The 23,058-nt window shown below is 71.5% G+C and carries 17 protein-coding genes and 2 pseudogenes; 9 read left to right on the top strand and 10 right to left on the bottom strand.

Annotation, left to right across the window (positions count from 1 at the left end; translation table 11 throughout):
- Positions 1-106: 106 nt before the first annotated feature.
- The 5 genes and pseudogenes from ADL34_RS36895 to ssd all read right to left on the bottom strand — a co-directional run.
- Positions 107-205: pseudogene (locus tag ADL34_RS36895) on the bottom strand (DUF4244 domain-containing protein); the annotation flags it as partial.
- A gap of 107 nt (positions 206-312) precedes the next feature.
- Positions 313-1,117, bottom strand: a pseudogene (locus tag ADL34_RS30605) (type II secretion system F family protein).
- Between the two features lie 51 nt (positions 1,118-1,168).
- Entirely contained in the window at positions 1,169-2,017 is an 849-nt protein-coding gene (locus ADL34_RS30600) for a type II secretion system F family protein (RefSeq protein WP_062674074.1), read from the bottom strand.
- Positions 2,018-2,042: 25 nt separating this feature from the next.
- A complete protein-coding gene (locus ADL34_RS30595) occupies positions 2,043-3,491 on the bottom strand; it encodes a TadA family conjugal transfer-associated ATPase (RefSeq protein ID WP_420714282.1) in 1,449 nt (482 codons plus the stop codon).
- A gap of 121 nt (positions 3,492-3,612) precedes the next feature.
- A complete protein-coding gene (gene ssd / locus ADL34_RS30590) occupies positions 3,613-4,725 on the bottom strand; it encodes a septum site-determining protein Ssd (RefSeq protein ID WP_062674066.1) in 1,113 nt (370 codons plus the stop codon).
- A 559-nt stretch (positions 4,726-5,284) separates the two neighbouring features.
- On the opposite strand from ssd, the gene ADL34_RS30585 reads away from it, so the two are divergent.
- The gene (locus tag ADL34_RS30585) at positions 5,285-6,130 is read left to right on the top strand and encodes an HAD family hydrolase (RefSeq protein WP_062674064.1); all 846 of its coding nucleotides are present in this window, start codon (positions 5,285-5,287) and stop codon (positions 6,128-6,130) included.
- Between the two features lie 424 nt (positions 6,131-6,554).
- On the opposite strand, the gene ADL34_RS30580 is transcribed toward ADL34_RS30585, so the two are convergent.
- Positions 6,555-7,379 carry a hypothetical protein gene (locus ADL34_RS30580; RefSeq protein WP_062674062.1) on the bottom strand — a complete coding sequence of 275 codons (825 nt, stop codon included), beginning with the start codon at positions 7,377-7,379 and terminating at the stop codon, positions 6,555-6,557.
- Positions 7,380-7,524: 145 nt separating this feature from the next.
- On the opposite strand from ADL34_RS30580, the gene ADL34_RS30575 reads away from it, so the two are divergent.
- A complete protein-coding gene (locus ADL34_RS30575; RefSeq protein WP_199835657.1) occupies positions 7,525-8,535 on the top strand; it encodes an ATP-binding protein in 1,011 nt (336 codons plus the stop codon).
- Positions 8,536-8,602: 67 nt separating this feature from the next.
- On the opposite strand, the gene ADL34_RS30570 is transcribed toward ADL34_RS30575, so the two are convergent.
- Positions 8,603-9,973, bottom strand: coding sequence for a polysaccharide deacetylase family protein (locus tag ADL34_RS30570; RefSeq protein WP_234375139.1), 1,371 nt, complete (start codon positions 9,971-9,973; stop codon positions 8,603-8,605).
- 292 nt (positions 9,974-10,265) lie between these two features.
- Between ADL34_RS30570 and ADL34_RS30565 the strand changes: the two genes are divergently transcribed.
- The 6 genes from ADL34_RS30565 to ADL34_RS36890 all read left to right on the top strand — a co-directional run bounded on the left by ADL34_RS30565 (position 10,266) and on the right by ADL34_RS36890 (position 18,804).
- Positions 10,266-12,878 carry a SulP family inorganic anion transporter gene (locus ADL34_RS30565; RefSeq protein WP_062674058.1) on the top strand — a complete coding sequence of 871 codons (2,613 nt, stop codon included), beginning with the start codon at positions 10,266-10,268 and terminating at the stop codon, positions 12,876-12,878.
- 493 nt (positions 12,879-13,371) lie between these two features.
- Positions 13,372-15,327 (top strand): acetate--CoA ligase, encoded by a 1,956-nt coding sequence (gene acs, locus ADL34_RS30560; RefSeq protein WP_062674057.1) that lies wholly within the window; start codon positions 13,372-13,374, stop codon positions 15,325-15,327.
- Positions 15,328-15,546: 219 nt separating this feature from the next.
- The gene (gene nhaA, locus ADL34_RS30555) at positions 15,547-16,986 is read left to right on the top strand and encodes a Na+/H+ antiporter NhaA (protein ID WP_062674055.1); all 1,440 of its coding nucleotides are present in this window, start codon (positions 15,547-15,549) and stop codon (positions 16,984-16,986) included.
- Between the two features lie 77 nt (positions 16,987-17,063).
- On the top strand, positions 17,064-17,561 hold the full coding sequence (locus ADL34_RS30550; RefSeq protein WP_062674053.1) for a phage holin family protein: 498 nt from the start codon (positions 17,064-17,066) through the stop codon (positions 17,559-17,561).
- Positions 17,558-18,493, top strand: coding sequence for an alpha/beta fold hydrolase (locus tag ADL34_RS30545; protein WP_062674051.1), 936 nt, complete (start codon positions 17,558-17,560; stop codon positions 18,491-18,493). Before ADL34_RS30550 ends, ADL34_RS30545 begins: the two co-directional genes overlap by 4 nt.
- Before the next feature lie 128 nt (positions 18,494-18,621).
- Positions 18,622-18,804 carry a hypothetical protein gene (locus ADL34_RS36890; RefSeq protein WP_079033903.1) on the top strand — a complete coding sequence of 61 codons (183 nt, stop codon included), beginning with the start codon at positions 18,622-18,624 and terminating at the stop codon, positions 18,802-18,804.
- Positions 18,805-18,831: 27 nt separating this feature from the next.
- On the opposite strand, the gene ADL34_RS30540 is transcribed toward ADL34_RS36890, so the two are convergent.
- The 3 genes from ADL34_RS30540 to nth form a co-directional block, all read right to left on the bottom strand.
- Positions 18,832-20,031, bottom strand: a complete 1,200-nt coding sequence (locus tag ADL34_RS30540) for a MarP family serine protease (protein WP_062674049.1) — start codon at positions 20,029-20,031, stop codon at positions 18,832-18,834.
- Positions 20,032-20,135: 104 nt separating this feature from the next.
- The gene (locus ADL34_RS30535) at positions 20,136-20,831 is read right to left on the bottom strand and encodes an NUDIX hydrolase (protein ID WP_062674070.1); all 696 of its coding nucleotides are present in this window, start codon (positions 20,829-20,831) and stop codon (positions 20,136-20,138) included.
- Between the two features lie 58 nt (positions 20,832-20,889).
- The gene (gene nth / locus ADL34_RS30530) at positions 20,890-21,900 is read right to left on the bottom strand and encodes an endonuclease III (RefSeq protein ID WP_079034472.1); all 1,011 of its coding nucleotides are present in this window, start codon (positions 21,898-21,900) and stop codon (positions 20,890-20,892) included.
- A 205-nt stretch (positions 21,901-22,105) separates the two neighbouring features.
- Here nth and ADL34_RS30525 point away from each other — a divergent pair, with 205 nt between their 5' ends.
- On the top strand, positions 22,106-22,780 hold the full coding sequence (locus ADL34_RS30525; protein ID WP_053750087.1) for a Crp/Fnr family transcriptional regulator: 675 nt from the start codon (positions 22,106-22,108) through the stop codon (positions 22,778-22,780).
- The last annotated feature ends 278 nt before the right edge of the window (positions 22,781-23,058 follow it).

Raw genomic sequence — 23,058 nt, 5'->3', positions numbered from 1 at the left:
CATAGGCAGACGGTACGCCTTTCGCGCTCGAACATGCCTCATGTGCCTTACAGGCTTGCCGGCCAGCTACGAGCAGGTTCGCTTGACAACCCTAGATAAGACCCGTGCCCATCGCGTACTCGGAGGTGACCATCCCCGCGTCCCTCCGCGCCGCCCGTGCCCTGCCCACCAGGGCCGCCATCCGTGCCCGTACCGCCTTGAACATCCGTAACCCCCGTAAGGTTCGCTTCCGTTGATCCAGGTCCCACACACATCCGCGCTCGGCGCGCTCTCACCGCGCGCCCACGCCGCACGTCCTCGCCGATCACCGCGTCACGTGCCGCCACCTCCCAACACACCGCCGGCCAGCCCGATGACCACGGGCGCCACCCCGACCGCGATGAACGCGGGGAGGAAGCACAGGCCCACCGGCGCGGTGACCATGACGGCAGCTCTCCTGGCCCGCTCGGTCGCCGCACGCGTCCAGTCGGCACGGGCCTCCGCCGCGAGCCGTTCGACCGGTCCGGCCACCGGGAGACCGGAGACTCCGGCACGTTCGAGCAGACGCGCCAGCGCCGCCGCCCCCGGCATGGACGCCAACCGCCGCCAGGCATCACCCGGTTCACCACCGAGCCGGCACTCCGCTGCACCCCTCGCCAGCGCATCACCGACGGGACCGCCCAACGCCTCGCCCACGGCCTGCGCCGCGACCACCGGACTCGCGCCGGCGGCGATACAGGCCGCCAACAGGTCCGCTGCGAGCGGGAGTCGGCGTGCCACCTCATCCGCGTCGACCGCATCCCCCTGCGCACCCGCGGTGCCTCCACCGGCGCCCTGCCTCCGACGCCACCACCAGAGGCCGACGGCCCCGGCCGCACCCACCAGCAGCCCCGCCACACCGCCCACCAGGGCCCAGCCGGCCGTCCCGACGGCCGCCACGGGCGCCCAGCGCCGCATCGCGCCCCGCACATCGAGCCGTCTACGGGCCGGCACCAGGTCGGCCCTCCTCATCAGGCCCACCAGCCGTCCCCCTGACCCGGCGCTCCCGACGGACGTCCGCCCACCACCGCATCAGCCACCCGGCGATCAACACCGCCCCCAAGGCCATCCCCAGCCTGTGGACAACTTCCCCGCTCACGCCACCTCCTCCTTCCTGTTCCTGTTACTGCCGAAGTCCCTGATCGCCGCCTCACCCCGCCTCCGCTCCCCGCACGATCCGCGCCGCCCACCACATGCCGGTCCCTTCCAGCACCCCGCCGACCGCGAGGCACCCGAACCCGGCGCCGGTGTGCAGCAGCACGTGCAGCGGGTCCGCCCCCATGGCCGCCCCGAGCAGCAGCCCCAGCACCGGCAGCCCGGCCAGCATCACCACCGTCGACCGGGCACCCGCCAATTGGGCGCGCAGATCGGCACGTTGATCGCGCTCCGCGCGGAGTGCCGCCTCCAACCGGTCCAGCCCGGCCGCGAGCCCGGCCCCCTGGTCGACGGCGACCCGCCAGCACGCGGCCAGCCCTGACAGCCCCTCCGCACCGGGCTGCCGCGCCGCCGAGGCGAGCGCGCCCGGCACATCGCCGCCGAACCGCGCCGCCGCCAGCACGGCGGACTGCGCGGCGCCGAGCCCGCCGGAGTCATGCGCCGCTCTCAGCAGCGCCTCACCCGGCTGCCGTCCCGCCCGCACCTCACCGGCCAGCGCCCCGCACAGCGCGATCACCGCGCCTCCGCGCAGTTCCCGGGCGCGCCGCGCCTCCTGGGCCAGCCGCATCCGTCTCAGCAACGGCACTCCGCCCGCCCCCGCGACCAGCGGCAGCACCGACGAGCCGAGCACCGCCAGCACCAGACCGGCGACCAGAGCCCATCCCTCGGCTCTCAGACGGCCGCGCACCCGGCGCAGCGTCCCTGCCACCCGCCGCCAGTCGGACGGCCCGGCGTCCAGGACCTCGCCGCCCGCGAGCAGCAGCCGAGCCCGCCGCACGCCCTGGCCCCGCCCGCCCACCAGGCAGACGGCCGCCGCTCCAAGGCACACACCGGCCGCGCCCAGCCCGTCGAGCGCGCCGGACACCAGCTCATCCACGGCTGCCACCACCCGCGCCACTCCTGACCTCACCGCCCCCGCGCAGAAGCGACTGGAGCCGCTCCCAGCCCCGCTCGGCCACGAACCCCTCCGGGGCCCAGCGCAGCGCCGGCACGGTCCTCACCAGCCCTGCCGGGTCCCGCTCCAGCACATGCACCTCGGCGATCCGCCGACGCCCGGTCCGGTCCCGTACGAGATGGAGGACGACCGACAACGCGGCGGCCAACTGGCTGTGCAGGGCGGCCCGGTCGAGCCCGGCCGCCGTCCCGAGGGCTTCGAGACGGGCGGGCACATCGGCGGCCGCGTTGGCGTGGACAGTCCCACAGCCACCTTCATGACCTGTGTTGAGGGCGGCGAGCAGATGCACCACCTCGGGTCCGCGCACCTCGCCGACGACCAGCCGGTCCGGCCGCATCCGCAACGCCTGCCGCACCAGGTCCTCCAGGGTGACGAGGCCCGCGCCCTCCTGGTTGGCGGGCCGGCTCTCCAGCCGTACGACATGAGGGTGGTCCGGCTTGAGCTCCGCCGAGTCCTCGGCGAGCACGATCCGCTCGCCCGGTCCGACCAGTCCCAGCAGTGCGCTCAGCAGCGTCGTCTTACCGCTGCCGGTGCCGCCGCTGATGAGGAAGGACAGCCGCGCGCCGACCAGGGCACGCAGCACCCGGTCCCCACCCGGCGGCACCGTGCCCGCCGCGACCAGTTCGCCGAGTCTGAACGCCCGTGGACGCGCCACTCGGAGCGACAGACAGGCACACCCCACGGCCACCGGCGGGAGCACCGCGTGGAGACGGGTCCCGTCGGGCAGCCGGGCGTCCACCCAGGGCCGGGCGTCGTCCAGCCGCCGGCCCGCTACGGCGGCGAGGCGCTGCGCAAGACGTCGTACGGCCGCCGCGTCGGGGAAGGACACCGAGGTCAGCTCCAGGCCCCCGCCCCGGTCGACCCAGACCCGGTCCGGTGCCGAGACCAGGACGTCGGTCACGGCAGGGTCGGCGAGCAGCGGCTCCAGCGGACCGCTGCCGACCAGCTCGGATCGTAACTGCTCGGCCGCGCCGAGTACTTCGGCGTCCCCCAGCACCCTGCCTTGCTCCCGCAGGGCCTGCGCGACCCGGGCCGGAGTCGGTTCGGACCCGCTCTCCGCCAGCCACTGCCGCACCCCGTCGAGGAGCCCCGTCGGCACATCCGCCGCGCCACCGACACCGCCCGACGCCCATCGCCCACCGGCCGAACCGCCCACGCCGCCCGGCCGGGCTCCGACCCCACCGGCGCTCGCCCGGGCGGGCACCTCATGGGCACCCGACCGGACCAGCGCCCCACCCGCGCCCTCCGAGCCACTTACCGCCCAACGCGGCACCCGAGCCCGAGGCCGTGCACCTGCACTCGCTCCCGCACTCGCACTCGCACCTGCATCCACACGGACCCCCACGCCTGCACCCGCCGCCATCACCATCGCCACACCCCGCGCGCCCCACCCGTACTCACCCAGCCACCGCCGACCTCTCGCACTTCTCGACCCCCCGCCTCACTCAGGCCGTTCACGCCGCCCCCCGCCTCACTCAGGCCCCTCACGCCGCCCTCGCCTCACACAGCGCCCGCTCCCAGAACTCCCTGCAGAAGCGGGCGAGCGGACCCCGCGCCGCCGCGCCGGGCGGCTCCCGGTGCTCGTGGGGCCGCAGGAGCCCCGGCTCCACCGGCACCTCGCCCACCAGTGGCAGTCCCAGGAGCCGGGCCACCTCCCGGTCGTCGAGTCCGAGCGCGTAGGGCCCGCGTACGGCCAGGCGCAGATCTCTCAGCAGCAGCTGCACCGCAGAGGCCACCTGCCGGGCCGCGGCGACGGCGCGCAGCTCGGCCGGGACGACGAGGATGCCGAGGTCGAGCTGGGCCAGGGCTTCGGCGACGCCGTCGTCGATCCGGCGGGGCAGGTCGACGACGACGGCTCCCCCGCGGCGCCGGGCGGCCGCCAGTACGGCGCGCATCGCCTGGGGAGGGACCGCCACGCTGTCGCCCCGGTCCCAGCTGAGCACCCGCAGGGAGTGCAGTTCGGGCAGGGACTCCTCGAGGGCGCCGCTGCCCAGCCGTCCGCGTGAGCCGGCGAAGGCGGGCCAGCGCAGGCCCTCGACGGCCTCGCCGCCGAGGACTACGTCGAGTCCGCCGCCCAGCGGATCGCCGTCCACCAGCAGTGTGCGCAGTCCCTCGCGCGCGGCCGTCACGGCGAGGGCACACGCGAGCGTGGAGGCTCCTGATCCGCCGCGCCCGCCGATGACCCCCACGGTGAGCGCGGGCCGTCCGACGCCTTCCGCGACGTCGGCGATCCGGTCGACCAGCCACTGCTCGCCGTCGGGAAGCATCAGGACGTGGTCGGCGCCGATCTCGACGGCCCGGCGCCAGACTCCCGAGTCGTCCTGGTCACGGCCGACGAGGACCACGCCGCCTCGGCGTCCGGCGCCACGCACCCGGCGGGCGGCGTCGTCGCCGACGAGTACGAGCGGCGCCGCCTCCCAACTGCTCCGGGGCTCGGGCACCCCGTGATGGACCTCGGGTGTGGCGCCGGCCGCCGCGCACAGGCGCAGCAGATCGTCGAGCAGGTCGGCGTCCTCGGTGACGATCAACGGCTTCCCGGGCCGCCCGGAGGCGGGCCCCGGCGGATCGTGTGTGACGGCTGCGGTCACGGTTTCCATCCCCCATCGCTGCATCGTTCGCGCGGCCCTGCGGCCACGCCATTCCCAAAGGTGTGAAGAGCCGGTAAGCGGCCCCCATATGGACGGCCGATACGAACCGGCCAATCACGCCCGACAAACCGGAACCGGCCATGAAGTCGGCTCGCCGGGACGCGTCGGAATGACGATGCAGCGATCCGGCAAATCGTGTGGATCTTGGTCAATAACTGTGGACAACTCGGTAGTTGTGAATATGACCGTCACCCGAACCGGTGAGCCTTGCACTCACCTCTGGACGATCTCCCCACAGCAGCGCAACGATTACGCAGTGTCACGGATCGGAAGCATGCCGATAGGGCGGCAGCGGCCGCCCGGCTCCAGCCTCGCGGCCGTGCGCATAAGGGAAAAATGGCCCCGGACATGCGACGACCCCCGCCGGGGGGGAGAGCGGGGGTCGTCTCCACGGCCGACTCGGGGGGGGAGGAGTCGGACCGGGTTAGCACGGTCGCGAACGATCCGTGACTTCCATGGTGTACCCGAGAGCCTTCTCAAGCAAACCCACGCGCCGACCTTACGCCGAATGGGCTGCGCCTATGCTCAGGGCGTGGAAAACCACTCCTTGCCCCGCACAGCCGCCTTCTTTGACCTGGACAAGACGGTCATTGCGAAGTCGAGCACGCTCACCTTCAGCAAGTCGTTCTACCAAGGCGGCCTGATCAACCGCCGGGCCGCCTTGCGGACCGCCTATGCGCAGTTCGTCTTCCGCGTGGGCGGCATGGACCACGACCAGATGGAGCGGACCCGCGAGTACCTCTCGGCGATGGTCCGCGGCTGGAACGTCCAGCAGGTCAAAGAGATCGTCGCGGAGACGCTGCACGACCTCATCGACCCGATCATCTACGACGAGGCCGCGTCCCTCATCGAGGAGCATCACACGGCCGGCCGCGACGTCGTGATCGTCTCGACGTCCGGCGCCGAGGTCGTCGAGCCCATCGGTGAGTTGCTCGGCGCCGACCGCGTGGTGGCGACGCGCATGGTCGTCGGCGACGACGGCTGCTTCACCGGAGAGGTGGAGTACTACGCGTACGGCCCGACCAAGGCCGAGGCGATCCGGGAGCTGGCCGCGTCCGAGGGCTACGACCTCGCCCGCTGCTACGCCTACAGCGACTCGGCCACCGACCTGCCGATGCTGCAGACCGTCGGGCACCCGCACGCCGTGAACCCGGACCGCGCGCTGCGCCGCGAAGCGCTCACGCGCGGGTGGCCGATTCTCGACTTCCACCGGCCGGTCCGGCTCAAGCAGCGCTTCCCCGCCTTCTCGGTACCGCCGCGGCCCGCCCTCGTCGCGGCGGCCGCCATAGGTGCGGCCGCGGCGACCGCCGGCCTCGTCTGGTACGCGAGCCGGCGCCGTACGGCGCTCGCCTGAGCCGGACCCTCGCCGCCTCGTTCGTCCCGTGCGGATATCGATGCCCGTTTGGCTCGCATTTGAGCGCAAAAGTAAAGAACTGCAGCGAGGTCTTCCGCTTGGTTGCGGTCTGGAGTACAAAGGACTCAACGGCCCGCGAGACCAAGGACATCCGAGAGGATCACCTTAGCTACGCATATTGGCCCCACGGACCGAGCATGGACATTGGGCACCCACGCGACGTCGACCCGTCGATTACGGGCCAGCCGCACCAGGTGACGGGCAAAGTTCCCGACCTGATGGGCAATACATCGAGGACGCCTGGTAACCCGATGGACATGCCAGCGGCGGTACGAATCCTCGTACCGCCGCATTTTGTCGCCCGGCTTCACCGCACCTCACGCGGCTCAGGGAATTCCACTCGCGCCACCCGCCGGAAAGCGGTTCACGCGGCTCCGCGCTGAAGCGCCTCGCAGACCGCCACGGACTCGCGCGCGCCCAGCTCGACCGCCTTGCCGCAGTGGGCGATCCAGGCCGCCATGCCCTCGGGAGTGCCGGAGACATAGCCGTCCAGCGCCGCCAGATAGGCCGCACGGCCCAGCTCGGCGTGCCCCACCTCGGCCGCGCACACCGACTTCGGGTCGAGTCCGCTGCCGACCAGGACGACCCGCTCGGCCGTACGCGCGACCAGGCCGTTGTGGGAGGTGAAGGGGCGCAGCGCGAGCAGCTCGCCGTGCACCACGGCGGCCGTCACCAGCGCGGGCGCCGACCCGCCCGCGATGATCAGCTCGGAGAGTCCCTCCAGCCGGCCGTGAGCCTCGCCGGCGCTCGGCAGGGGGAGCTCGATCAGCGGTTCGTCGACCGCCTCACCCTCCTGCCGCGGCCGCCCGACCCGCTCGTCACCTTCCGCCGCGGCCACCAGGTGCAGCCGGGCCAGCACCCGCAGCGGCGACTGACGCCAGATGGACAGCAGTTGACCGGCCTCGGCGGTGAGCCGCAGGGCCGCGCCCATCACGCGCGCCTCGTCGTCACCGCTGAAGTCGGTCCGCCGGCGCACCTCCTCGAGCGCCCAGTCCGCACCCGACAGCGCCGCGGAGCCGCGGGCGCCCCGCAGGGCCGCCTCGGACGTGATCTCGTTGCTGCGGCGCCGCATGATCCGGTGCCCGTACACCCGGTCGACTGCCTTGCGCACCGACTCCACGGCCTCGGGCACACCGGGGAGCGACCCGAGGGCCGCGAGCGGATCGGCGGACGCGCCTGTCGTACTCATGAGTACGACATTACGCGCCGCCCCCGATCCGACCGCCACCCCATCCGGATTCCCGCGCGCGGGAGGACGGTCCCCACCGCTCGATCGGGTGGCCTTTCCGGCACGTATGCCACGTACAGCTATCGCCCGACTACGCTTGGTGAACATGAAAATTGCTTTCGTCGGGAAGGGCGGCAGCGGAAAGACGACGCTGTCCTCCCTGTTCATCCGCCATCTGGCGGCGGCCGGAGCGCCGGTCGTCGCCATCGACGCCGACATCAACCAGCACCTCGGAGCCGCGCTCGGTCTCGACGAGAGGGAAGCCGCGGCGGTCCCCGCGATGGGCGAGCGGCTGCCGCTGATCAAGGACTACCTACGGGGCCACAACCCGCGCATCGCGTCCGCCGCGACGATGATCAAGACGACACCACCCGGTGAGGGCTCGCGGCTGGTGCGGGTGCGCGAGCCGAACCCGCTGTACGACGCCTGCGCCCGGCCGGTGGAACTCGACGGCGGCGCCGTCCGTTTGATGGTCACCGGCCCCTTCACCGACTCCGACCTCGGAGTCGCCTGCTACCACTCCAAGACAGGAGCGGTGGAGCTGTACCTGAACCACCTCGTGGACGGCCCCGACGAGTACGTCGTGGTCGACATGACGGCGGGCTCGGACTCCTTCGCCTCCGGGATGTTCACCCGCTTCGACATCACGTTCCTCGTCGCCGAGCCGACCCGGAAGGGGGTCTCCGTCTACCGCCAGTACCGGGACTACGCGCGCGACTACGGAGTCGTCCTCAAAGTCGTCGGGAACAAGGTGCAGGGGCCAGACGACCTGGACTTCCTGCGCGCCGAGGTCGGGGACGACCTGCTGGTGACCGTCGGGCACTCGGACTGGGTGCGTGCCATGGAGAAGGGACGTCCGCCGCGGTTCGAGCTCCTGGAGGACGCCAACCACACGGCACTGCGCCGTCTGCGGACGTCCGCGGACGCGACGTACGAGCTGCGGGACTGGGAGCGCTACACCCGCCAGATGGTGCACTTCCACCTGAAGAACGCCCAGTCCTGGGGGAACGAGCGCACCGGGGCCGATCTGGCCGCGCAGGTCGACCCCGGTTTCGTCCTCGGAGAGCACCTCGTCACGCTCTCCGACGCGGGCTCCTCGCTGTCCCCCACCGCCTGACCAACCGCCTGACCCGCCGGCCCGCCCGTGCGGCCCCGCTCCGACGGCGGCACGGGCGGCCGGGGTCCTACCGTCCGGCTGGCGGCGCCCCCGGCACCCCCTTCGGGGCCGGGGCCCCACTGGCCGACAGGAAGGACGCCCAGCCCTGCTGCGGGGCCTCGCCGACGTTCAGCGTGCGCAGCTTGCGCAGGGTCGCGGGGTCCTGGGCGTCGAGCCAGTCCGCGAGCTGGCGGAAGGACACGCAGCGCACATCGGGCTTGTTGCAGACGGCTTCGACGACCTCCTCGACGGCACGCATGTAGGTGCCGCCGTTCCAGGACTCGAAGTGGTTGCCGATGATCAGGGGGGCGCGGTTGCCGTGGTACGCCCGCTGGAAGCCCATGAGCAGCCCTTCCCGCATCTGGTCACCCCAGAACTCGTGCTTGGCGGGGTCGCCCTGGGTCTTGGTGCCGGACTGGTTGACCATGAAGTTGTAGTCCATGGTGAGCTGTTCATAGGAGTGCCCGGGAAACGGCACCAGCTGCATCGACAGGTCCCACACGCCGTCCTTCTTCGTGGGCCAGAGCTGGTTGTTGACGCCGCTGGAGTCGTAGCGGAAGCCCATCTCCCGGGCCGCCTTGACGAAGTTCGAACGCCCTTCCAGGCAGGGCGTGCGGCCCCCGATGAGTTCCTTGTCGTAGTCGAAGGGCAGGGGGTCCGCCTGCGCCATGCCGGTGTTGGTCTTCCAGGACTTCACGAACCTCTTGGCCTGGCCGATCTCCTCCTTCCACTCCTTCACCGACCACTCGCCGACCCCGCCGCCCTTGCCGCAGAAGTGCCCGTTGAAGTGGGTGCCGATCTCGTTGCCCTCCAGCCACGCGAGGCGCAGCTGCCGCACGGTGTCGGCGATCCCCTCCTGGTCGTTGAAGCCGATGTCCGAGCGGCCCGGCGAGTGCTGCGGCGGCCGGTACTGGTCGCGCTTGTCCTCCGGCAGCATGTACACGCCGCTGAGGAAGTACGTCATGGTCGCGTTGTTGGCCTTGGCGACGCTGCGGAAGTGGGAGAACAGCTTCTGGCTGTCCTCACCGGCGCCGTCCCACGAGAACACCACGAACTGCGGCGGCTTCTGGCCCGGCTTCAGCCTCTCGGGCCGCGGCAGGTGCGGCTGCGCACCGGTGTACGCCGTGGAGCCGTCGCCGATCAGACGGATCGCGCTCTTCGGAGCGGGAGCGACCGGCTTCTGCTTCTGCTTCTGCGGCCCGGGCGCGGCCTGCCCGTCCGGGTCGGAACCGATCGCGCATCCGGCGAGCGACGCCACGCAGACGGCGGCGATCGCGGTGCCCGCGGCGATCCTGCGAGGTACGGCGGACCTGCCCGGCGGGGTGGGTCTGCGGGGTGTGGCCGACCTGGCGGATGTGGCGAAAGCGCGGTGAGGAGCGGTCCTGCGGGTGGCGGCCATGTCCGTCCACCTTCTTCCTTCTCTCGGTTCCGGCGGCGCCGCCAAGATCGCATGGGTCGAAGGTGGAATTAATACGACAAGCCGACTAATCGAGCACTTCACTCTCCAGTGGGATTTATTAGTCCATTTGCTCGGACAGTCTATTCCCCATCTTTACTCTCCATTACGATCCGTTTACCGACTGTCACCACCCGCCGCTGTACGCCGTGACCACACGGCCGCGACAGACCCCTGGCGTACCGCCAGGAGCCCACACGATCCGCGACCGCGCTGCCCCGGAGGAGACGGGAACATGTCAGCCTGCACCCCCACACGCCATGACGACGCCAACCCGAAGGAGCACAGCCACGAGCCCCACAGCCCGCCGGCCCGGCCCCGCGGCCCCCGTCTCACCGGCGCCGACGCATCGGCGTCCATCGCGGTCTTCCTGATCGCCCTCCCCCTCTCCCTGGGCATCGCCCTCGCCACCGGCGCCCCTCTCCAGGCCGGCCTCGTGGCCGCCGCCGTCGGCGGAGTCGTCGTCGGACGGCTGGGCGGCGCCCCCCTCCAGGTCAGCGGCCCCGCCGCCGGGCTCACCGTCGTGACCGCCGAGCTCATCCAGCGCTACGGATGGCGCACGACCTGCGCCATCACCGTCCTCGCCGGACTCGCCCAGCTCGGCCTCGGTCTCCTACGCGTGGCGCGTACCGCTCTCGCCGTGAGCCCGGCCATCGTGCACGGCATGCTCGCCGGTATCGGCGTCACCATCGCCGTGGCCCAGCTGCACATCGTCCTCGGCGGCACCCCGCACAGCTCGGTCCTGCTCAACCTGCGGGACCTGCCGGCCCAGCAGGCCCAGGTACAGACCGCATCCCTCGCCGTGAGCGCGCTGACCCTCGCGCTCCTGCTGGCCTGGCCACGCCTCCCCGGCCGTGGCGGACGGCTCCTGCGCGCCATGCCCGCGCCCCTCGTCGCCGTCACCGGAGCGACCGCCTGCGCGGCACTCCTCGGCTTCAGCCTGCCCAAGGTCGACCTGCCGTCCTGGAGCAGCCACGCCTTGGCCGGCCTCCCCGAGGGCCCGGTACTCGGCCTGATCGCCGCCGTCCTCACGATCACGCTGGTGTGCAGCGTGCAGTCGCTGCTCGGCGCGGTCGCCGTGGACAAGCTGATCGCCGCCCGGCCCGAGCTGTCCGCCCGCGTCGGCCGCGCCGACCTCGACCGCGAACTGCTCGGCCAAGGCGCCGCCAACGTCGTCTCCGGCGCTCTCGGCGGCCTGCCCGTCGCCGGAGTGGCGGTCCGCAGCACCGCGAATGTGAACGCCGGTGCCGTCAGCCGGAACTCCACGATGCTGCACGGCGTTCTCGTAGTGATCGCCGCGTTGCTGATGGTCCCGGTGCTAGAGCTCATCCCGCTCGCCTCGCTCGCCGCCCTGGTGATGGCCGTCGGCATCCAGATGGTGTCCCTGCACCACATCCGCACGGTGACCCGCCACCGCGAAGTGCTCGTCTACGCCGTCACCACCCTCGGCGTCGTGTTCCTCGGCGTCCTCGAAGGCGTGACGCTGGGGATCGGCATGGCCGTCGGCGTCGCCCTGCACCGCCTCACCCGCACCCGGATCACGCATCACGAAGAGGAAGGAGTCCATCACGTCCGCGTCCGAGGGCAGTTGACGTTCCTCGCCGTGCCCCGGCTCAGCCGGACCCTGCATCTCGTTCCCCAAGGAGCCCGCGCGGTCGTGGAGTTGGACGGCTCCTTCATGGACCACGCGGCGTACGAGGCCCTGCAGGACTGGCAGAACACCCAGGCGGCGCACGGAGGCACCGTCGAACTGGTCGGCCGCCGCACCGGCGTCCGGATCGGCGAGCCGACGGGACCGGCCGGTTTCCACCTGGACGGCAGACCGGGCGCACCTGACACGTCCGGCTGTCGCTGCCACCCGTGGACGCCGTGGCGCAACCACCAGTGCGCCATCCCGGAGACGGGCACCTCCGACCGCGCGGGCAGCCCGGCGGGCGGCCCCGGCACCACGGACGAGGCAACACACACGCCCGAGGACACCAAGCCATCCGCCCTCACCGGCCGACTGGTCACCCCCTCCGCAGCAGTGGGGACGCCGACGGCCCCGACGACCGCCTTGGCCCCCGGCGACCCACCCGCCGACGGCCCGGAGACGACCGGCACCGCAAGCTCCACCGCCCCCGCCCCCACAACCGCCACGGGCACCGGCACCGGCACCGGCACCGGCACCGGCACCGGCACCGGTCGGCAACTGGCCCGCGGCATCAGCGCGTTCCAGCGCAACACCGCCCCTCTCGTACGGGGCGAGCTGGCGCGGCTGGCACGGGAAGGGCAGCAACCCTCACAGCTGTTCCTCACCTGCGCGGACTCCCGGCTGGTCACCTCGATGATCACCAGCAGCGGTCCCGGAGACCTTTTCGTCGTCCGCAACGTCGGCAACCTCGTCCCGCCGCCCGGCGAGGAGAGCGGGGACGACTCGGTGGCCGCCGCGATCGAGTACGGGGTGGACGTGCTGCGGGTGCGGTCCATCACGGTGTGCGGACACTCCGGGTGCGGGGCCATGCAGGCCCTCCTCGCCTCCGACCAGGACACCGTCGAGACCCCGCTCCGCAGATGGCTGCGGCACGGCGGACCGAGTGTCGCCCGGATGGCCGACGGCAGCCGGCCCACGGCCAGACTCGCCGGGCGGGCGGCGGCCGACGCGGTCGAGCAGCTCTGCCTGACCAATGTGATCCAGCAGTTGGAGCATCTGCGGGCCCATGACTCGGTGAGCCGGGCCCTGCGAGCGGGAGAGCTGGAGCTGCACGGGATGTACTTCCACGTCGGTGAGGCGCAGGCGTACCTGTTGGCCGATGACGGGGAGGACAAGGTGTTCGACCACGTCGGGGTGGCCGACCTGTCGGCCTGATCCGGCGGAAGCCGCGCGGTCCCGCACAGAGGGCGGGGCCGCGCACCCGCCGGACGGCGGCGCGCCCGCCGCCGGGGGGCATCACGCACCAGCCGGACAACACCACGCCCCCCGCTGGACGGCGTCACGCGCCCCGCCAGGCGGCACCACGCACCCTCCGGCCAAGCGGCACCACGCACCCGCTGGCGGGCACCACACCTCCGCCCGCCCCGGGCCGCCCCGCCCCGCCCCGAAACCGCATGGCCGGAGGCCATCCGGGCGACTCGTCCGGAGGTCCGCATCGGCCGCGGCGCCGGGGTGTGAAAGGGATTACATGTCTGAACCGCGTGCGTACGGCGTCCGTGGGAACGGATGACCCCCGGCGCCGACAGCAGGTGTGCACCCGGCCGCAGACAGGTCTAAACCAATTTTCCGTCGACCCTTGTCAGCGGGCCCTCGGGTCTGATGAGCTGTGGCCTGGGACACAACGGACACCCTGGGAAAGGGAGATGTCGTGAGCAACGAAAGCCTGGCCAACCTGCTCAAGGAAGAGCGCAGGTTCGCACCCCCCGCCGACCTGGCTGCCAACGCCAACGTCACGGCGGAGGCGTATGAACAGGCCAAGGCTGACAGGCTCGGCTTCTGGGCTGAGCAGGCCCGCCGCCTGACCTGGGCCAAGGAGCCGACCGAGACACTGGACTGGTCGAACCCGCCGTTCGCCAAGTGGTTCAAGGACGGCGAGCTCAACGTCGCCTACAACTGCGTGGACCGGCACGTGGAGACCGGCCACGGCGACCGGGTGGCCATCCACTTCGAGGGCGAGCCCGGCGACAGCCGCGCCATCACCTACGCCGAGCTCAAGGACGAGGTGTCCAAGGCGGCCAACGCGCTGCTGGAGCTGGGCGTACGCAAGGGCGACCGGGTCGCCGTCTACATGCCGATGATCCCCGAGACGGCCGTTGCGATGCTGGCGTGCGCGCGCATCGGCGCCGCCCACTCGGTCGTCTTCGGCGGCTTCTCCGCCGACGCGCTCGCCACGCGCATCCAGGACGCGGACGCCAAGGTCGTCATCACCTCCGACGGCGGCTACCGGCGCGGCAAGCCGTCCGCGCTCAAGCCCGCCGTGGACGAGGCGATCACCAAGGTGGACAACGTCGAGCACGTGCTCGTGGTCCGCCGTACCGGCCAGGACGTGGCCTGGGACGACAGCCGTGACGTGTGGTGGCACGAGGTCGTCGACCGGCAGTCCGCCGAGCACACCGCCGAGGCCTTCGGCGCCGAGCAGCCGCTGTTCATCCTCTACACGTCCGGGACGACCGGTAAGCCCAAGGGCATCCTGCACACCTCCGGCGGCTACCTCACCCAGACCGCCTACACGCACCACGCCGTCTTCGACCTCAAGCCGGAGACCGACGTCTACTGGTGCACCGCCGACGTCGGCTGGGTCACCGGTCACTCGTACATCGTGTACGGGCCGCTGGCGAACGGCGCGACGCAGGTCATGTACGAGGGCACACCCGACACCCCGCACCAGGGCCGCTTCTGGGAGATCGTGCAGAAGTACGGGGTGACGATCCTCTACACGGCGCCGACGGCGATCCGGACGTTCATGAAGTGGGGCGACGACATCCCCGCCAAGTTCGACCTGTCCTCGCTGCGCGTCCTGGGGTCGGTGGGCGAACCGATCAACCCCGAGGCGTGGATCTGGTACCGCAAGAACATCGGCGCCGACACCACCCCGGTCGTCGACACGTGGTGGCAGACCGAGACCGGCGCGATGATGATCTCGCCGCTGCCGGGTGTGACCGAGGCCAAGCCCGGCTCGGCCCAGCGGCCGCTGCCCGGCATCTCCGCGACCGTCGTGGACGACGAGGCGAACGAGGTGCCCAACGGCGGAGGCGGCTACCTGGTCCTGACCGAGCCGTGGCCGTCGATGCTGCGCACCATCTGGGGCGACGACCAGCGGTTCATCGACACGTACTGGTCGCGGTTCGAGGGCAAGTACTTCGCCGGCGACGGTGCGAAGAAGGACGACGACGGCGACATCTGGCTCCTGGGCCGGGTGGACGACGTGATGCTGGTGTCCGGGCACAACATCTCCACCACCGAGGTGGAGTCGGCGCTGGTGTCCCACCCGTCGGTCGCCGAGGCGGCCGTCGTCGGCGCCGCCGACGAGACCACCGGCCAGGCCATCGTGGCCTTCGTCATCCTGCGCGGCACGGCCGCCGAGACCGAGGGCCTGGTCGCCGAGCTGCGCAACCACGTCGGCACCACCCTCGGCCCGATCGCCAAGCCCAAGCGGATCCTGCCGGTGGCCGAGCTGCCGAAGACCCGCTCCGGCAAGATCATGCGCCGCCTGCTGCGGGACGTCGCCGAGAACCGCCAGCTCGGTGACGTGACCACGCTGACCGACTCGACCGTCATGGACCTCATCCAGGCCAAGCTGCCGACGTCGGCCGGCGAGGACTGAGCACGTCCCACGACACCCCGAGGGCACCCGGCGCCACGCGCGCCGGGTGCCCTTCACGTTCGTACGACGAGGTGTGCTTCATGTTCGTAGGATGAGACCTGCGGATGCACCCGCGTGCACCCTTAGGTAGGCTAAACAAAGCGAAACTCGTTCACAGGTGCGCCGGGAAGTCTGGTCGGCATGTGCTCCGTCCTGCCCACCGACCGGAGGTAATCTCCCGTGGCCGCGTCCCCGCCCCCCGCTCCCACCCGCAAGGCATTCGGCCGGCTCTCGCTGCCCGAGCGGAACTTCGTGGCCGACGCGCTGCGCACCGAGACCGTCGGCGGCGTCCTGCTGCTCGTCGCCGCGATCGCCGCCCTGCTGTGGGCGAACATCCCGGCCCTGCAGGACAGCTACGAGAGCGTCGGGCACTACCACTTCGGCCCCGAGGCCCTGGGCCTGAACCTGTCCGTCGAGCACTGGGCGGCGGACGGACTCCTCGCGATCTTCTTCTTCGTCGCCGGGATCGAGCTCAAGCGCGAGCTCGTCGCCGGCGATCTGAAGGACCCGAGCAAGGCCGTCCTGCCCGTCGTCGCGGCACTGTGCGGCATGGCGGTGCCCGCCCTCGTGTACACGCTGACGGTGGTGACCGGCGGCGGTTCGATGGCGGGCTGGGCCGTACCGACGGCCACCGACATCGCGTTCGCGCTGGCCGTGCTCGCGGTCATCGGCACCTCGCTGCCGAGCGCGCTGCGTGCCTTCCTGCTGACCCTCGCCGTCGTCGACGACCTCTTCGCCATCCTGATCATCGCGCTCTTCTTCACCGAGCAGCTGAACTTCGCCGCGCTCGGCGGCGCCGTCGCGGGTCTGGTCGTGTTCTGGCTGCTGGTGCGCAAGGGCGTGCGCGGCTGGTACGTGTACGTGCCGCTCGCCCTCGTCATCTGGGGGCTGATGTACAACAGCGGCATCCACGCCACCATCGCCGGTGTCGCGATGGGCCTGATGCTGCGCTGCACCCGGCACGAGGGCGAGAAGGAGTCACCGGGCGAGCACATCGAGCACCTGGTGCGTCCGCTGTCGGCGGGCCTGGCCGTGCCGCTGTTCGCGCTGTTCAGCGCCGGGGTCGTGATCTCCGGGGGCGCGCTGGGCGACGTGTTCACCCAGCCGGAGACGCTCGGGGTGTTGCTCGGTCTCGTCGTCGGCAAGACCGTCGGCATCTTCGGCGGCACCTGGCTGACGGCACGCTTCACCCGGGCCTCCCTCAGCGACGACCTGGCGTGGGCTGACCTGTTCGCCGTGGCGACCCTCGCCGGCATCGGCTTCACCGTCTCCCTGCTGATCGACGAGCTGGCCTTCGCGGGCGACGCCGCGCTCACCGACGAGGTCAAGGCGGCCGTCCTGCTCGGCTCCCTGATCGCGGCGGCTCTGGCGACCGTGCTGCTGAAGATGCGGAACGCCAAGTACCGCGCGATGTGCGAGGAGGAGGAGCGCGACGAGGACGCGTCCGGCGTGCCGGACATCTACGAACAGGACGACCCCGAGTACCACCTGCGCATGGCCGCCCTGCACGAGCACAAGGCCGCCGAACACCGCCGGCTCGCCGAGGAGAAGGCCGCCGCGCGCCACGCGGTTGCCGAAGGGGCGGGCAGGGCAGGCGATGAGGGGCACCGTCGGGCATGATCTGACGGGACGGTACAAAAGACGGAACCGTACTCGGTCAGGCGGAAGACGGAACCGTGACTACGAGGGAGACCGCGATGAGCGCACCCGACGGCAGCCCGGTCGGCGCCGAACGCAGCATCGGCCAGCTGTTCGCCTCGGCGACGACCGAATTGTCGGCGCTGGTGCATGACGAGATCGCCCTGGCGAAGGCGCAGCTCAAGCAGGACGTCAAGCGCGGCGCGACGAGCGGCGGGGCGTTCTCGATGGCCGGCGCGGTGCTGGTGTTCTCGCTGCCGATGCTGAACTTCGCCCTGGCGTACGGCATCAGGACCTGGAGCGACTGGAACCTCGCGCTCTGTTTCCTGCTGTCCTTCGCCGCCAACGTCCTCGTCGCGGCGGTCCTCGCGCTGATCGGCGTCGTCTTCGCGAAGAAGGCCAAGAAGAGCAAGAGCCCGCAGAAGGTCGCGTCGTCGATGAAGGAGACGGCGGGCGTCCTGCAGAACGCCAAGCCGCACCCGCGGCCGGTTCCCGTTGCCGAGCTGGAGGACCGGGCACCCGCCGCCATCGAGGCTGTGGCACGCTCGTCGTCATGACGGATCCCGCCCCTTCGGCACAACCCGGCTCGGTCGTACGGCCCGACGGCCCCTGGACTCACCGGGACGTCGCGGCGAACGGCGCGCGCTTCCACATCGCCGAGATGGGCGACGGCCCCCTGGTCATGCTGCTGCACGGCTTTCCGCAGTTCTGGTGGGCGTGGCGGCACCAGCTCGTCGCGCTCGCCGACGCGGGATTCCGTGCCGTGGCGATGGACCTGCGCGGTGTGGGCGGCAGCGACCGGACGCCGCGCGGCTACGACCCGGCCAACCTCGCCCTCGACATCACCGGCGTGGTCCGCTCGCTCGGCGAGCCGGACGCGGCGCTCGTCGGGCACGACCTGGGCGGGTATCTGGCCTGGACTGCGGCCGTGATGCGACCCAAGCTGGTCCGCCGGCTCGCGGTCGCGTCCATGCCGCACCCCCGGCGCTGGCGGTCGGCGATGCTCTCGGACGTGAAGCAGACCAGTGCGGGCTCCTACATCTGGGGTTTCCAGCGGCCCTGGATCCCCGAGCGGCAGCTGACAGCCGACGACGGGGCGCTGGTCGGCCGGCTGATCCGGGACTGGTCCGGCCCGCGCCTGCCGGACGACGAGGCGGTGGAGACGTACCGCCGGGCGATCTGCATCCCGTCGACGGCGCACTGCTCGATCGAGCCGTACCGCTGGATGGTGCGCTCGCTGGCCCGGCCCGACGGCATCCAGTTCAACCGCCGGATGAAGCGGCCGGTGCGCGTGCCGACGCTGCATCTGCACGGCTCCCTCGACCCGGTGATGCGCACGCGCAGCGCGGCCGGGTCGGGCGAGTACGTCGAAGCGCCGTACCGCTGGCGGCTGTTCGACGGTCTGGGGCACTTCCCGCACGAGGAGGACCCGGTCGCCTTCTCCACCGAACTCATCAACTGGCTGAAGGACCCCGAGCCCGACCGGTGACCGGGCCGGCCCGCCCCGCTATCCGGAACTGAACACCTGTTCTTCGAACAGCCAATTGCCTCGCGCATAGGCCAATTGGGGTCTCCCGGCGCGGTTATCGACCTTGGGGTGGGGGCAGACGTCGGGGTATGGGCTGGACGCACGACTACAGTGACGCGGCACGCAATCGGCGCTCGGCCGGCGGGCTGAGCTCCCACCAGCGAGGCAGCGCCCCGCAGATGCCGGTCGCGGACCCCCGGGTGGGGATTCCGCGCATCCTCCGCCGCCGGGCCCGCTGGGTCTCGGTACGCCTGCGTCACCCACGCGGCTGACGGGCGGACACACTCACCACACCGGACTCACAACGCGCAGCTGTCGCTGTCCACCTGCTGCTTGGCGGTACGACCCTTGACGATGTCCTCCCGGATCTCGTCCGCGGTCAGCGCGTAGCCGGTGTCCGAGTCGTCGAGGGACTTGGCGAACACCACGCCGTACACCTTGCCCTTGGGGGTGAGGAGCGGGCCGCCGGAGTTGCCCTGACGCACGGTCGTGTACAGGGAGTAGACGTCCCGGCTGACGGTGCCCCGGTGGTAGATGTCCGGCCCGTTCGCCGGCAGCCGGCCGCGCACCCGCGCGGCCCGCACGTCGTACGCGCCGTTCTCCGGGAAGCCCGCGATGATCGCGCCGTCGCCGCTCTCGGCGTCGTCGGCCGTGAACCGCAGGGCGGGCGCCTCGAGATCGGGCACGTCCAGGACGGCGATGTCGCGCTTCCAGTCGTACAGGACGACCGTCGCGTCGTAGCGCCGCCCCTCACCGCCTATCTGGACGGTGGGTTCGTCGACGCCGCCGACGACGTGCGCGTTGGTCATGACGCGGCGCTCGGAGAAGACGAAGCCGGTGCCCTCCAGGACCTTGCCGCAACTCGTCGCCGTCCCCACGACCTTGACGATGGAGCGCTGGGCGCGGGTGGCCACCGGGCTCTTCGCGAGCGCGGGGTCGGGCGGTTGGACCTCGGTGATGGGCTCGTTCGAGAACGGGCTGAAGACCTGCGGGAAACCGGTCTGCGCGAGGACCGACGAGAAGTCCGCGAACCAGGTGTCGGCCTGGTCGGGCAGCGCCCGCGACACACCGAGCAGCACCTTGGAACCGCGGACCTCCTTGCCGAGCGTCGGCAGCGTCGTCCCGGCGAGGGCCGAACCGATCAGCCAGGCCACGAGGAGCATCGCCACGACGTTGACGAGGGCACCGCCGGTCGCGTCCAGCGCGCGGGCCGGGGACCAGGTGATGTAGCGGCGCAGCTTGTTGCCGAGATGAGTGGTCAGCGCCTGCCCGATGGAGGCGCAGACGATCACGACGATGACGGCGACGACCGCCGCGGTGGTGCTCACCTCGGCGTTGTCGGTGAGGGCGTCCCAGATGACCGGAAGGAGGTAGACGGCCACCAGACCGCCCCCGAGGAAACCGATCACCGACAGGATGCCGACGACGAAGCCCTGGCGGTAGCCGACGATCGCGAACCAGACGGCGGCGACCAGCAACAGGATGTCCAGCACGTTCACCGGTTCTAGCCTCGCCTCATCATTCTTCGCTCACAGGTCGGCCGTGGACCCGAGGCATCGCGGACACGAGGGGCCCGGGACGGCACAGCACCGCAGACACCCTGTCATGACCGCCAGTCGAGCGGGACCTGCTTCCCCCGGTCCCAGGGCCGCTCCCAGCCGGAGAAATGGAGCAGCCGGTCGATGACGCCGGCCGTGAAGCCCCACACGAGGGCCGATTCGACCAGAAATGCCGGACCTCGGTGGCCGCTGGGGTGGACCGTGGTGGCACGGTTGTCCGGATTCGTGAGATCCGCCACGGGGACGGTGAAGACGCGGGCGGTCTCGTTCGGATCGACGACGCCGACCGGACTCGGCTCACGCCACCAGCCCAGCACCGGGGTGACGACGAACCCGCTGACCGGGATGTACAGCCGCGGCAGCACCCCGAAGAGCTGCACACCGCTCGGATCGAGACCGGTCTCCTCCTCCGCCTCACGCAAGGCGGCCCGCAGCGGCCCGTCGGTCCCCGGATCGCCGTCCTCAGGATCGAGCGCACCCCCCGGGAACGACGGCTGCCCGGCATGCGACCGCAGGGAACTGGCCCGTTCCATGAGCAGCAACTCGGGCCCGCGCTCACCCTCCCCGAAGAGGATCAGCACGGCCGACTGGCGCCCGGCCCCGTCCTTCGGCGGCAGGAAGCGGCTCAGCTGCAACGGCTCGACGGTGTCGACGACCCGCGCCACCGGCTCCAGCCAGCCCGGCAGCCCGTCCTTGCTCAGCACCACCGGGCCGCCCTGCGTACCGCTCACCCGCGCCATCGCCACCCCCCTCGTCCTGCCTGCCTCAACGCGGGACGCCTCCCGGATCGTTCCGCGCTCACGCGGCCCCCAGCGGCGGGGCCGGCTTGCCGCCCGCGTCCAGATAGGCCTGAGGCGGCTTCAGCCGCTGCCCCGGGAAGCCGCCCTTCTCGTACTTCAGCAGCTTCTGCGCCTTCTCCGGATCGGTCTCGCCCTCCCCGTACGCCGGACACAGCGGAGCGATGGGACAGGCACCACACGCGGGCTTACGAGCATGACAAATGCGACGACCGTGCCAGATCACATGGTGCGACAGATCCGTCCACTCCCCCTTGGGAAACAGCGACCCGACCTCGGCCTCGATCTTGTCCGGATCGGTCTGCTCGGTCCACTGCCAGCGCCGCACCAGCCGCTGGAAATGGGTGTCGACCGTGATCCCGGGCCGCCCGAACGCATTCCCCAGCACCACGAAAGCAGTCTTGCGCCCCACACCGGGCAGCTTGACCAGCTCCTCCAGCCGCCCGGGAACCTCCCCGCCGTGGTCCTCCACGAGCGCCTTGGACAGCCCCATCACCGACCGGGTCTTGGCCCGGAAGAACCCGCACGGACGCAGGATCTCCTCGACCTCCTCCGGATTGGCGGCGGCCAGGTCCTCGGGCCCGGGGTACTTGGCGAAAAGCGCCGGCGTCGTCTGGTTGACGCGCAGATCGGTCGTCTGAGCGGACAGGACAGTCGCGACAAGCAGCTGGAAGGGGTTCTCGAAGTCCAGCTCGGGATGGGCGTACGGATAGACCTCGGCAAGCTCCCGGTTGATCCGCCGGGCCCTGCGCACCAGAGCCGTACGGGACGCACCCGCCACCTTGGCGCCGGAGGCACCCTTCACCGGCACGGCGCCCTTCTCGGGAACGACGGCAGGCTTCTTGGCGACGGCCGCTTTCCTGCCACGCGCGGCGGCTCCACCCGGCGCCTTTTTCGCCGTTTGCGCCGTTCTCTTCCCTCCACCAGGGCCCTGTTCGCCCACAGCGGAATCACGACGATCAACCACCCGCCCAGCCCCCTTGGCCTGTGCTCTCACCGGCGATTTGGACACTCGGCCAGCCTAAAGCCCGGCACCGACATCCGCCCTGGACCGCGAAGATCGGCGCCCAATTGGACCCCTGCCGCTTACCTCAGGACATGTGTGCGGCATCCTTGTGACAGATCACACTGTTTGGACCGTCCGGCAAAATGGGGAACACGGTCCCCTGGCACGCGGGGGAATCGACCCCCTGAGCAGGTCGACAAGGAGAGAACTCGTGGACGACGTTCTGCGGCGCAATCCGCTCTTCGCGGCTCTCGACGACGAGCAGTCCGCGGAACTGCGCGCCTCCATGAGTGAGGTGACGCTCGCACGGGGCGACTCCCTCTTCCACGAGGGCGACCCGGGCGACCGGCTCTATGTCGTCACCGAGGGCAAGGTCAAGCTTCACCGCACGTCCCCCGACGGCCGCGAGAACATGCTCGCCGTCGTCGGCCCCGGAGAGCTCATCGGCGAGCTCTCCCTGTTCGACCCGGGCCCGCGCACGGCGACCGCCACCGCGCTGACCGAGGTCAAGCTGCTCGGCCTCGGCCACGGCGACCTCCAGCCCTGGCTGAACGCCCGCCCCGAGGTGGCCACGGCGCTCCTGCGCGCCGTCGCCCGCCGCCTCCGGCGCACCAACGACGCCATGTCCGACCTCGTCTTCTCGGACGTCCCCGGCCGCGTCGCCCGCGCCCTGCTCGACCTCTCCCGCCGCTTCGGCGTGCAGTCCGAGGAGGGCATCCACGTCGTCCACGACCTCACGCAGGAAGAGCTGGCCCAGCTGGTCGGCGCCTCCCGCGAGACGGTCAACAAGGCCCTCGCCGACTTCGCGGGCCGCGGCTGGCTCCGCCTGGAGGCCCGCGCGGTGATCCTCCTCGACGTGGAACGCCTGGCCAAGCGCTCCCGCTGACGACACATCGGGGTCCCGCCTCCCACCGAGGCGGGACCCCGCTGCGTACCCGGGCCGCGTACGGCGGTGAGTGGCCGTGCCGGGGGGTGTCCGCCCGCAGCGTCCGGCGTCGACGTACGCCCACCCCGAAATCCGGCCGATCCGCCGGACCGAGGACGGACACCCCCCGGCACGGCCCCGCAGAACCCCCCACCGCAGGCGCGACACGCCCCCCACCCACCCGCACAGGCCGCCGCAGACTGGCACAGGCCGCCGCAGGCACAAACCCGCACCTCACC

The sequence above is a fragment of the Streptomyces sp. NRRL WC-3605 genome (assembly GCF_001509795.1).
GTDB lineage: Bacteria > Actinomycetota > Actinomycetes > Streptomycetales > Streptomycetaceae > Streptomyces > Streptomyces viridochromogenes.
This window is presented reverse-complemented; position numbering and strand designations above follow the sequence as displayed.

Bases quoted from the DNA above. Each gene is read 5' to 3' on its own strand.
- ADL34_RS30595 (WP_420714282.1), bottom strand. From the start codon at position 3,491: ATGGCGGCGGGTGCAGGCGTGGGGGTCCGTGTGGATGCAGGTGCGAGT.
- ssd (WP_062674066.1), bottom strand. From the start codon at position 4,725: ATGGAAACCGTGACCGCAGCCGTCACACACGATCCGCCGGGGCCCGCC.
- ADL34_RS30585 (WP_062674064.1), top strand. From the start codon at position 5,285: ATGGGCTGCGCCTATGCTCAGGGCGTGGAAAACCACTCCTTGCCCCGC.
- ADL34_RS30580 (WP_062674062.1), bottom strand. From the start codon at position 7,379: ATGAGTACGACAGGCGCGTCCGCCGATCCGCTCGCGGCCCTCGGGTCG.
- ADL34_RS30575 (WP_199835657.1), top strand. From the start codon at position 7,525: ATGAAAATTGCTTTCGTCGGGAAGGGCGGCAGCGGAAAGACGACGCTG.
- ADL34_RS30570 (WP_234375139.1), bottom strand. From the start codon at position 9,973: ATGGCCGCCACCCGCAGGACCGCTCCTCACCGCGCTTTCGCCACATCC.
- ADL34_RS30565 (WP_062674058.1), top strand. From the start codon at position 10,266: ATGTCAGCCTGCACCCCCACACGCCATGACGACGCCAACCCGAAGGAG.
- ADL34_RS30550 (WP_062674053.1), top strand. From the start codon at position 17,064: ATGAGCGCACCCGACGGCAGCCCGGTCGGCGCCGAACGCAGCATCGGC.
- ADL34_RS30545 (WP_062674051.1), top strand. From the start codon at position 17,558: ATGACGGATCCCGCCCCTTCGGCACAACCCGGCTCGGTCGTACGGCCC.
- ADL34_RS36890 (WP_079033903.1), top strand. From the start codon at position 18,622: ATGGGCTGGACGCACGACTACAGTGACGCGGCACGCAATCGGCGCTCG.
- ADL34_RS30535 (WP_062674070.1), bottom strand. From the start codon at position 20,831: ATGGCGCGGGTGAGCGGTACGCAGGGCGGCCCGGTGGTGCTGAGCAAG.